Source organism: Yoonia sp. R2-816 (genome assembly GCF_046762905.1).
In the GTDB taxonomy this organism is placed as follows: Bacteria; Pseudomonadota; Alphaproteobacteria; order Rhodobacterales; family Rhodobacteraceae; genus Yoonia.
Window position 1 is genome coordinate 22,850 of sequence record NZ_JBKQXN010000325.1, and the last position, 11,695, is coordinate 34,544.

Genomic DNA, 11,695 nt, shown 5'->3' on the forward strand with positions numbered 1-11,695 from the left:
GTCTAAATGTGTGGCATTGTTGGCGTGTATTCTCGGGACGGTTCCGAGCCGCATCGTAAGATGGAAGCGGCCCTTCGGCAGATGACAGATCAAATCGTGCATCGTGGCCCTGATGGATCAGGCACATGGGTTAATGGCAAGATCGGTTTCGGTCACCGACGTTTAGCCATCATTGACCTGAATGAACGCGCAGCCCAGCCGATGCACACAGCAGACGGTGCTTTGACTGTCACATTCAACGGCGAAATCTACAATTTCAAAGACCTTCGGCGAGAGTTGGAAAGTCAAGGGCACGTGTTCCGCACCGAAAGCGACACAGAGGTTCTCTTGCACGGATATCGGCAGTGGGGCATGGATTTGCCCAGCCGTCTAAGGGGCATGTTTGCCTTTGCGATCTGGGACGAAGCCAAGCAAGAGTTGTTCATGGTCCGCGACCGGTTCGGCAAAAAGCCGTTTGTCTATGCCTGGTCAGGTCAAACCTTTGTATTCGGCTCCGAGGCGAAGTCGTTGCTGGAATGGCCCGGCTTCGAGCGCCATGTCGATTTGGCTGTCATTCACGATTACCTCTCCTACGGGTACACGCTGGGCGCGCGTACAGCCTTTGCCGGCCTCAATCGCCTTCCGCCAGCGCATATGATGCTGCTCACGCCGACGCATGGACCCGAAAATCCGCCGGTGCCTCTGCGCTACTGGGAACTCGCCCAGATCGACGAAGGCAAGGCGGACATGACGAAAGAAGCGGCGGCGGGGGAGTTCCTCGAACGCTTCGACGAAGCGCTGCGTTTGCGACTTGTATCGGACGTACCGCTTGGCGCCTTCCTTTCTGGCGGAGTAGACAGTTCGGCTGTCGTAGCACGCATGTCAGGCCTCTTGAATGAACCAATCAAGACTTTCTCTGTCGGCTTCGACATCGGCGGCTTCGACGAGACAGAGTATGCCAACGAAGTCGCGACGCAGTACAAAACTGATCATCACTCGTTCAAGATGGATTACAGCTTGATCGAAACGCTGCCAAAAACGATCTGGCACTATGGCGAACCCTACTCTGACAGCTCCGCTCTCGTCAGCACGGCCCTGTCCCACAAGATCCGGGAACATGTCACCGTAGCGCTTTCGGGGGATGGTGGGGATGAAATCCTGCTCGGGTATTCCCGCTATAACCGCTTCACCAACGAAGTGACGCAGCTGCAGGCCGGATCGGCCGTAAACGACCCGCACAATCACCATGATCTGGCCTTTGGCCCGCCAACGGTGCGTGATCGATACCTCAAGTACATTGCCACCTTCCGGGATTTGCATAAGCAATGGGGCTATGGCCATGCACTGATGGATTGCTATCTGACACCGTCGGCGGACAGGCTGCCTGCGCTTCTGGAAAACGTCACTCCGGGCGTTGCGGCTGACCATGCTGCCCGCGCAGAGGTTGAAACTTATCTGCCTGATGATTTGCTTATCAAGGCAGACATAGCGACAATGACCGCCAGCCTCGAAGGGCGCAGCCCTTTCCTGGATCATGAATTGGCTGACTGGTGCGCCTCCTTGCCACAACACTTGCGCGTTTTCGAACGCAACGGCCAGCTAGAAATGAAAGCGCTGTTGAAATACGCTATGGAACCGCAGCTAAGTCACAATATCCTGTACAGGAAAAAGCAAGGGTTCTCTGTGCCGGTGAAACACTGGATTCGCAATGAAATCCGTGAATTGACCGGGGATCTTCTAACGTCGAAAGCTTTCCTAGAACGTGGCTATCTGCGGCCAGAGTTTGTATATTGGATGTTGGACCGTCATTTCTCTGAACGGGAAGATCACGGCACGCGTATCTGGTGTTTGCTTTGCTTAGAACTTTGGCATCAGACCTTCTTTGAACGTCGCGGGCCTGGTCCGATGCCTTTGTCGATCAACAGCCAAACCAAGATGGCCAGCTAGGCCCGCGAAGAATCAGGTTCAGGATGCCTTCAGCAACGAAACCACGCACACTGGAAAAGGAGCGCTCCAAATCGCAACTTTCGCGAACCGAATTGCTGATGACGCAAGGGCTAAACGCCTATCAAAACGCAGACTATCCAAAAGCGCTCAAAAAATTCGAGAAATATCTGCGCTTTGAAGCGGACGATAGCCATGTCCGCGAGGCGGCAGCCTATACAGCGAGCCGTGCAGAAAAGTGGAAGGAAGCTGCCAAGCACTGGTTGGAAGTCTCAAAGATCAACCCGCGCCGGCCTGGACCTATTCAGCAACATGTCAACGCGCTTATCCGTGCCAAGGAGTTCGAGGCCGCCGAAGCCTATTGCATGACCGACAAACTACTGCAAACGCCAGCCCAGGCGGGAATCCGTGACAGTTTACTGGTGCGAAACTATTTAGCACAGGGTCGCCTTCTACTGGCACAGTCGCTTGCGGATCAAAGCTATGCCCACGCCCCTACCCCCCGACTCAGCCTGGAGTGCGCTCGCGGGTTTTTTGAACAGAAACACTACGGCGTCGTCGAACAATGGGTGGACCGAATTCCCCCCGATAGCAAAGAAGCCGCGCATGTCCCGATGCTGCGCGCGCGCTTGTACTACGTGCAGAAAAAATGGGAAAAGGCGGAAGAGGCATTCGGTGTGCTTGCCGAAAGCAGCGATACAAAACAGGCGCAGCAGGCGCGGCTTTTTCTTGCGCGTATTGCCGCCAACAAGGGCGACACGACGCTGGCAGAGAACCGGTTCCAACGGGTCCTCGACGACACCCCTGGACATGAAGAAGCCACGACATTTTTCATACGTGCGGCCATCGTTGATCAGGATCCTGAAACGGCGCTTGAACTGCTGAAAAGCAACTGGACTACCCTGCACCCAGTACGCCGCGTTCAATTCAAGGCCCGTGCCATAGCAATGACTGATCCTGATGCGGCGCGCAGTATCTATCAGGTGGAATTGAACACCGTACGCGACAGCTTCGCCCTGAGGCTGAGTCACTGCGACTTCCTTATGGATCTTGGGCACTTTGACATCGCCGAAGCCGAAATTCAGACATGTCTGGACATCGCGCCCGACAGTATCGAGGCATTACGACTACGCCTTCGGTTCTTGCAGGCCACCAATGCCGGATTCGAAAGCCAGTTGGATCATGCCCAGCGCATGTTGGAACATGACGCGCTCAACGTGACCCTTCTCAACACAGTTGGTGGCCTTTTGGCGCGCTGTGGAAGGCGTACCGATGCGATCCGGCACTATAGAACGGCTGTTCAGAATGTGCCGCATGCCGCAGTCTTGTGGCGCAACGGTGTGTATCACACGATGATGGACAACCGCCTTGAAGAGGCCGAAACACAGGCTCGGCGTGCCGTAGCCTTTTTGGGCACCGAAAGTGCGGAAGACTTGGCCAATGCGGCATGGATCGTGCAAGCCGCCAATTTAACCGACGACGCCCTGACCTATGTGACCGAGGCCGTCGCGCTTGACCCCAACTCGTTGAAAGCACGGGAGATGGCCGTCGAGTTGCAAATGGTCTCTGGGCAATACGCGTATGCTTGGGAGAATATTCAACAGATTGATGCCATGCAGTTTCCGCGGCGCAACGCGAAGATTGCACATGCCGCAGCGCAATGTATGGCCGCGTTCCGCGCAATGGCACAGGCAAAGACCATACCTGATTCTGAAACGCGCGATGACCCAATCGAAAGCAGAACCAACATATCGCCAGCAAAAGGTTTGTTCCCGGAACAACTTTTCGATGCTATCGTGGCCATTGCTCGCCCAGATCCGTGTGACCGCCACGGGATCGTGCACCTTAGCTCTAACCTAGGTTCAGGTGGTGCGGAACGGCAGGTAGCCTATGTGGCGCAAGGCCTAGCGGAACAACCAGTCCCCGAACGTCCTGCAACTTTTGTAATCAATTCACTTGATCCCAATGGCGCCAATGATTTCTTTTTGCCCGAAGTGCAACGCAGCGGTCTAAAAATTGTCGATCTTGACGCCGAGCGTGAAGCGTCGGCCATTCGTCACGTTTTGGTCAAGCACCCGCACTTGGCCCCGGTCGTCCGTAGCCTTGCTGCGCTGCCAGCCGAACTTAGCAGAACAGCCATCCCTTTCTATGCCCACCTTGTCGAGCAACGTCCAAAGGTGGTGCATCTATGGCAAGATGCCGTGAACATTGCGGGTGGCATGGCCGCAGTGGCTGCCGGTGTCCCGCAAATCGTCCTGTGCACCCGATCAACACGACCTGTCGAAATCAGGCGTTATCGCCGCTACCTACACAGCGGCTACCAATCGCTGATGAGGTACAAAGGTGGCGTCGCCGTGGTGAACAACTCAGCCAATGGCGCGCGCGACTACGAAGACTGGCTAGGTTGGTCCAAGGACAGCATCGGCGTCTTTTACAATGGTTATGATTTTAAATCCCTGCGCGGGCGTGCCACCAAAGCTGATCGTGCACGGATTCGCGCGCAATTCCAAATTCCAGCCAATGCGTCTGTGGTCGGTGGTGTCATGCGCTTCTCCGCCGAAAAGCGTCCCGATCTTTGGGTGCAGACAATGATGCAGGCCGTTGGTCAAAACGCTGATGTGTATGGACTAATCGTCGGCGATGGTCCGATGCGCGCCGACCTGATAGCGCAGATCGAAGTAGCCGGCCTGACCGACCGGGTTCACTTCGCTGGCCGCCAGTCCCCGGTCGAGCCATGGATGCGTTCGATGGACATGCTGTTTCTGTCATCTGTGACAGAAGGTCTTCCCAATGTACTGATCGAGGCGCAAGCGCTCGGCGTACCGGTGGCAACCATGAATGTCGGGGGTGCTCCAGAAGCCATGTCGGTGGGCGTTTCAGGCATCGCGCTTGAAGAGAACACACCCGACGCATTGGCTACTCAAATCCTGACAGTTCTGACAGACCACAAGAGGATGGCACGCATGCAAAAAGCCGCTGTCAAGTTCGTTGACGAACGGTTCGATTTGTCGGCGATGATAGCGCGGCTGAAATCGTTCTACACATTCGAAGAACCGAAGTAACAGATGTTGACATTAACAGCCATAGGATCCTGCAGGATAGCGACCCCGCTGCGACTATGTCGCGAAACGCATGGTTTCGCGATCAACAACAACAGGGTCTACGGATTTTCGCACTCTGCAGGCGAAGCCACGCAGCAAATGAAATTCTTGCAAGGTGAATTGGATATTCCCGAACACATGTGGCCTCTTGTGGCCGGGCTGCGCGAAGAAAGCTACACTCTACGCACTGCCGAAAAGCACGACATCAGTGATCTATACGTAGTGGAAATCTCATCGCTGAAGGAGTTGTCGATCGGGCCTTTGAAGGTGCAGTTGAACTACTTCAAGCGGATCTTTTCTGATTTTTATCAGGATGTCGACAGGGTTCGGACACTGTTTCAGCTCGCCCAGAAAGAGACCCCGGAAGATATTGGTGCTTGGCTAGATGCCAATTGGTCTTCTACACCTGACCAGATCGAAGATAGCAAACTACTGCGGAATTTGCGCCTGAAGTTTGCCTCAGTGGATAGCATGATGGCCGACATGGAAACGCTGCGAGGTACGTTGCCAGAGGTGCTGTTTACCACCCATGTCGATGCTGTCCTACCAGACGGCTCGCCCCTGCGAACCCGTCGCACCTGTATTGAAACAGTGAAGATGGCGGCGTCACGCATTGGCGCCCATGTCTACGACCCCAGCGATCTTATGCGTGAATTTGGGCAAACCAATGCCATCGAGGACCACAGCAGCAGTCTTGCACATTTCACGGAAGGTTTCAGCCGACTGGTCTTGGATGCCTGGTATGAGGACGCGGTACAGGATTTGATCGAACGGCATCTTCTGACCAACCCGGGGGAAGCTATTCCACGCATTTTTGTGCCGCATGCCCGAGCATACCTTCGAACACGGGATCCCATCCGCGTAGCAGATGTCGCATTATTGTTGGAAGTTGCCGAAAGCTATTTCCCTGAGGACATTCATTTGCCGATGCTGAGACTGGAACTTTCAATTGCACAAGACGGCGACCTTGGACCCGCGACGTGGCAGACCTTTTTGACGGTGGTGACCAAAACCCCGTTGGCCGATTTGCCGAAACTACGCGATACGATGAGCGCTTTGACCGATGTACTGCCCGAATGGCTGGACCGGCTCAGTGATGTCCCTGACATCAGCGCAGACAATCTAACGTGGCTCGGCAGCCTTGCACGCCACATGCATTTGACAGACCAAGCAGCGGCATTGGACGCGCGACGGCACGCAATGAAATCTGTCGCCTCAGCGTAAGAGCTTTCAAAATATCACAACCAGCCGGGCGACTTTGGCCCGGTTCGAATTGCAGAAGTTTGTATCTGGCGAACGCGATAACAAGGACAACAATGTGGTTAACCCTCAGAAACTCTCCAAATTTTGTGAAGGAGGGGAAAATCGGTCCAGTCCACCAGATAGTCTGATCACTCACGCACAGTCCCGCGCCAAGAACGCTGCAACCGTGGAACAAGCACGCGATGCACTCGAAGAAATCCTGCCGCAACTGCCGGACTATGCGCGCGACGAACAACTCTACATTGCTTGTGGCATCCTGACCGAGAAGCTCCGGGAAACCGACGGTATGGTGGAGTTTTGGGCCGATATTCTGCGCCTATTCCCCCAAAACGGGACGGCCTTTCGCTTGCTGATGCGTTGGTACCGACGCACCAAACAGTTGGACGAAGGACTGCACAGGGCCCATCAGTTCGCTTTGAACCACCTGCAGGACCCGGTGCAGGCGGCGCACCTTGGCCTTGGATTTCTGGAACTGCGCGCTTGGGCCGAACTTGACGAACTGATGCAGGTCGCCCCGGTCTCAAACACTCTTCGCGGATACTACATTCAGGCGTTGATGGAACAGGGTCGTATTTCAGAGGCTTACGACATTGCCCAAGCGCTGGACGACAAGGACGCCATACCGCCCCAGTTGGCCAATCGGATCAAGCAATTACGTGCTGATGTAACGCAGATGAAGGTCCACAAAGTGGCCGACATTCTCGATGTCTTGGGCACGATGGTCCGTCTCTATGCCGACGACCCACCGAAACGCCGTATTGCACCCGGTCAAGTTGGTGTTGTGGCCTTCTATAGCGGCCAGTTAGGCATCGGCGGAGCAGAGCGTCAAAGCACGCGACTAGTGTCCACCTTGCAGTCGCACTACGACAGCCAAATCCCTTTGGGCGGGCGCTCGATCGACCAGCCGCCGCAAATGTCTGTGCGCCATGTCACCGCATCCAGCCGTTCCGACTTCTACCTACCGGTCCTGCAAGAAGCCGGGGTAGACACAACCATCCTGGCGCATATGGAAGACCCTGGCATGGAAAGCCTGGAACCAATCCCGGACATGATCCGTGACCTGTATCATCTGCTGCCCGAAGATATCCAAATCAACACCCGCAAACTGGTGCAGTTCTACAGGGAAAAGCATGTCGATGTTGCCTATCTTTGGCACGATGGCGGTGTGCTCACAGCAGGACTGGCCGCCGTCATTGCACGCGTGCCCCGGATCGTGACCTCGTTCCGCGGAATGCCGCCAAACCTGCGCCGAGAGCGGCTTCGGGGGCAAATGCCTGCCTTGTTCAGTGCGTTGGCAGATCTGCCATGGGCGACGCTCACCACCAATAGCCCGCTGACGGCAAAGGCTTACGAAAACTGGCTGAACCTGCCAGCCGGCTCTGTCCCGGCCATTCCTAACGCGGTGCGCCCGTTGACCGACGAAGGCGCATCGGAAGACATTACTATTTGGGAAAACATCGTCGCGAAAAGCCCCGATTGCACTAAAACCGTCCTCGGCGTTTTTCGCTTCGATCACAACAAGCGACCTGAATTCTGGGTTGAAACGGCAGCAGCTTATGCCAAAGTTCATCCGCAAGCGCGTTTCGTGATTACCGGCCGCGGACACGAGTTGGATGCCTGCCGGGATCTGGTGCGTACCTTGGGAGCGGAGCATCGCGTCTTTTTGCCCGGCCCCACCCAGCACGTGGGCTTTTACATGTACCGCGCAGACCTGCTCATGCATCTGGCGCGATTTGAAGGGCTGCCCAATAGCCTGCTAGAGGCCGCCTATTGCGGCTGCCCAATCCTGACCACACCGGCTGGAGGGGCTGTTGATATTGTCGAACACGGAACAACCGGCCATATTCTGCCTTCGGCTGAAACCGTTACCCAGACAGATGTTCACGCAGCCTTAACTTCGCTACTTGCCGATCCTGCACGACTGCGGCAGATGGGCAACGCTGGTCAAAAGCACGTACAACGTAGCTTTGATCTTTCTCTGGTCTTTGAAAAGACCTTCTCAATATTTGACCAATAGCGGAGATTCCCATGCGTAAGGTTCTGATCACCGGCACTGCCGGGTTCATCGGGTTCCATCTGGCACAACTTATGCTGGAGGAAGGCTTCAGTGTTGTCGGCTACGACGGGATGACCGACTACTACGACGTTCGGATCAAACAACGTCGCCACCAAATGCTTTTGCAGAACCCTCACTTCACCGCTGTCGAAGGCTTGTTGGAGGACATGGATAAGCTGCACGCCTTGATGATGCGTGAAAAACCTGACGTAATCGTTCACCTCGCGGCACAGGCTGGCGTCCGCTACAGCTTGGAAAACCCACGTGCCTATGTGAGTGCCAACATTGTGGGCACATTCAACGTGATGGAATGCGCTCGTGAACTTGAAGTCGATCATCTTTTGATGGCCTCTACCTCGTCGGTCTACGGGGCCAACGTCGATATGCCATTCATCGAACTCGAAAAGACCGAAACGCCTTTGACCCTGTATGCAGCGACCAAGAAGGCGAACGAGAATATGGGACACTGTTATTCACATCTTTGGAAAATCCCGACCACCATGTTTCGCTTCTTCACCGTCTACGGCACTTGGGGACGACCCGACCTCGCACTCTTCAAATTTGTCCGTGCCGCATTGAATAACGAGACAATCGACGTCTACAATCATGGCAAGATGGCGCGCGACTTCACATATGTGACGGATCTGGTACGCGGCATTCGCCTGCTCGTTGACACTCCGCCCGAAGAACCGGAAACCAGAGACGACATACTGCTCGGAGACAGCTTGAGCCCCGTAGCACCCTTCAGGGTTGTCAATATCGGCAATAACACCAAGGTCCCCTTGATGGACTTCATCCAAGAAATCGAGAACTGCCTCGGGATGGAGATCAAAAAGAATTTCATGGAAATGCAGAAGGGCGACGTACCTGCAACTTGGGCCAATTCCAACCTATTGCAGCGCCTGACCGGCTATGCCCCTGAAACCTCTATCGAGCAGGGAATAAAGCAGTTTGTGGATTGGTATCGCGACTACTATAACGTGTGAAATTTTTTGGATCAGAACATTGCAAACAGAAATGACTCATATCGGCCTTGTTTTCCTTTTGGCAATTGGCTGCCTCGGGGTCACAACCACGGCATGATACTATGATCGACTCTTCCGAGGCAGTGTTCACAGTCACGCCGGACACGCAGCTCAGGGTGCTGCAAGCTGTAACAGCGGCTGACAGCCCCTATGACAGGGTGATATTCGCTCCGGGCGAGCACAGCCTTGACGGGACGATTTCGGTAGAAAAGTTAGGACTGACGCTCGATATCAGTGCGGGCGCCACCCTGACACCGACGTCCGATATGGCATGGATGTTTAAGGTTAATGCGCCATCAGTCACCATTACGGGTAGCGGCGTTTTGGACGGCGGTGATATCGCAGCAGCCCAGAATTTCTATGGCTTTATAGAGGTTTTTGATACAGCCGACGGTTTCCACGTCGCCGGCAACGGCAAACCCGATCAAGATAATCAGGAAGCGGCGCTGGAATTCACCAACGCGACAGTCGCGGTCGTTGTGTCGGGCGCGGATAACGTCGTGATCGAGAACCTGTATTTGCACCACTTCCGACCGGGAACCTACGGGATCATCCTGCGCGATACCAGCACCAGCGACGGTATCAACGCCGATGGAGGCTACGGCAACATCGTCCGCAATCTCTTGGCCCACGACGCCAGCGGGGGCGCTCCTCCCGGCAATTCCCCGGTGAACGGGGCCTGGATCCGGCTTGATACCGATGAACAAGGTCCTGATGGCGTCGCACCAACGCTTACTGATGTCCAAATCCTCGACAACATCCTGCTGGGTGGCGAGGCGATGGTCGCCGAAAACGGCAACACTTATTTCTTTGTGAATGTCGACAGCAATGTAGACGCGGCTAAAAATGTCGAGATCGCTTACAATACGCTAGCCGACGCCGCCTCATATGAAGTCCAAATCAAAAACGGCTGGGACAGTCCCATCGGGATTACTGGCGCCTTGATCCACCACAACATCATGGATCACTCTGACACTGGCCTGCAGCGGATTTGGCCAATGAAGTTGCAATCGAATTTCGACAGCCCTTTCTTTGCGACCTTTGAAAATAATCTCGCCCTTCTGCAACCTGGACTTGGCCCCGAAAGGCTTCATATCGCGTTGGGTTACATGGACGACATTGGCTACAACGGCGACTTCCAGACCGATCTGTTCCGCACCGTGATACGCACCCAGGATGATGCGAGCACCCTCATCGGGACTGCAACAGACGAGTGGATCATTAGCACCGGCGCCCAAAGCGTCACCTCCGGTGGGGGCGCCGACCTGATCGAATTCACATTGGGCGATGGCATGGTCACCATCACCGATTTTGAGACGGGCGTCGACCAGATCCGTCTTTTGGGTTTTGGATTGGTGAATCTGGCCGCCCATCTGGGCGGGATCAACGGACAAGAAGGATTCATCAACTTCGGGAATGGCGATGTTCTCTTCATTGAAAACAACGGCGAAGCGCTGGACCTGAGCGAATTTACCTCAGCCGATGTTGTGGTGGCGCAGACTTTCAACACCCTGTTCAGCAACGGCGGGATGGTTCAAGGAAGCGAAGCGGCCGATCAATTCCTGGGAACCGCAGCGGATGACACCGTCTATGGCGGCAACGGTGGCGACCTTCTGTTTGGCGAAGTTGGAAACGATTGGCTCTACGGTGGCGATGGCAATGATCGCATCATGGCCGGTGATGGTATTGACCGCATGTGGGGAGGACACGGGGCCGACACTTTCGTATTCGCGTCCCAAAGCCAGCTGAATGTCATTTATGACTTTGAATTGGGGACTGATCGTATCTCTTTGGCAGACGGCCTAAGCAGCGAAGATCTTGCAATAACCCTCTATAATGGAACTGACGCCGACATTCGGACACAAAGCGGGGACAGGTTGGTCCTTCGCAATATCACGCCTGATCAACTCGATGCGGCAGACTTTGTCATAACCGCTTTGGACAACTCAGGGCCGCTTCTGGGCGGGGCAAACCACGACATCCTGTTGGGCAGCACATTTGATGACACCCTACATACCAGCGGTGGCACCGACCGGTTATATGGATATACAGGGGCGGACACTTTTGTATTCAATACCGGCAGCGGGCTGAACATCGTCTACGATTTCGAGGTCGGCATTGATCTGATCGCTTTGCCTGACCTGTCCGTCGACGCGCTGGACATCTTTATGTACAACTCCACCGATGTGGAAATGCGCGCCGACGACGGTAGTCGGCTAGTGCTACGTAATGTTGATATAAGCGAGATGCTCGATGCTGATAGTTTCCTGCTTTAGCAATTGTTTCATCCAGACAGATCGGCATGCGCATGCTGGCCGAACACGTAG

The 11,695-nt window shown here is 55.0% G+C and carries 6 protein-coding genes; all 6 read left to right on the plus strand.

Annotation, left to right across the window (positions count from 1 at the left end; translation table 11 throughout):
- The first annotated feature begins 6 nt into the window (after window positions 1–6).
- The 6 genes from asnB (at window position 7) to ACFWW2_RS23535 (ending at window position 11,644) form a co-directional block, all read left to right on the plus strand.
- Window positions 7–1,926 carry an asparagine synthase (glutamine-hydrolyzing) gene (asnB, locus tag ACFWW2_RS23510; RefSeq protein WP_393932490.1) on the plus strand — a complete coding sequence of 640 codons (1,920 nt, stop codon included), beginning with the start codon at window positions 7–9 and terminating at the stop codon, window positions 1,924–1,926.
- Between the two features lie 23 nt (window positions 1,927–1,949).
- Window positions 1,950–4,985 (plus strand): glycosyltransferase, encoded by a 3,036-nt coding sequence (locus ACFWW2_RS23515; RefSeq protein ID WP_393932492.1) that lies wholly within the window; start codon window positions 1,950–1,952, stop codon window positions 4,983–4,985.
- A 3-nt stretch (window positions 4,986–4,988) separates the two neighbouring features.
- Complete coding sequence (locus tag ACFWW2_RS23520; RefSeq protein WP_393932494.1) at window positions 4,989–6,248, plus strand: hypothetical protein; 1,260 nt, start codon at window positions 4,989–4,991, stop codon at window positions 6,246–6,248.
- A 205-nt stretch (window positions 6,249–6,453) separates the two neighbouring features.
- The gene (locus tag ACFWW2_RS23525; RefSeq protein ID WP_393932496.1) at window positions 6,454–8,304 is read left to right on the plus strand and encodes a glycosyltransferase; all 1,851 of its coding nucleotides are present in this window, start codon (window positions 6,454–6,456) and stop codon (window positions 8,302–8,304) included.
- Between the two features lie 11 nt (window positions 8,305–8,315).
- Window positions 8,316–9,329, plus strand: a complete 1,014-nt coding sequence (locus tag ACFWW2_RS23530) for a GDP-mannose 4,6-dehydratase (RefSeq protein ID WP_393932498.1) — start codon at window positions 8,316–8,318, stop codon at window positions 9,327–9,329.
- Between the two features lie 101 nt (window positions 9,330–9,430).
- Window positions 9,431–11,644, plus strand: coding sequence for a calcium-binding protein (locus tag ACFWW2_RS23535; protein ID WP_393932500.1), 2,214 nt, complete (start codon window positions 9,431–9,433; stop codon window positions 11,642–11,644).
- Window positions 11,645–11,695 lie beyond the last annotated feature (51 nt).

Bases quoted from the DNA above. Each gene is read 5' to 3' on its own strand.
- ACFWW2_RS23520 (WP_393932494.1), top strand. From the start codon at position 4,989: ATGTTGACATTAACAGCCATAGGATCCTGCAGGATAGCGACCCCGCTG.
- asnB (WP_393932490.1), top strand. From the start codon at position 7: ATGTGTGGCATTGTTGGCGTGTATTCTCGGGACGGTTCCGAGCCGCAT.
- ACFWW2_RS23515 (WP_393932492.1), top strand. From the start codon at position 1,950: ATGCCTTCAGCAACGAAACCACGCACACTGGAAAAGGAGCGCTCCAAA.
- ACFWW2_RS23535 (WP_393932500.1), top strand. From the start codon at position 9,431: ATGATCGACTCTTCCGAGGCAGTGTTCACAGTCACGCCGGACACGCAG.
- ACFWW2_RS23530 (WP_393932498.1), top strand. From the start codon at position 8,316: ATGCGTAAGGTTCTGATCACCGGCACTGCCGGGTTCATCGGGTTCCAT.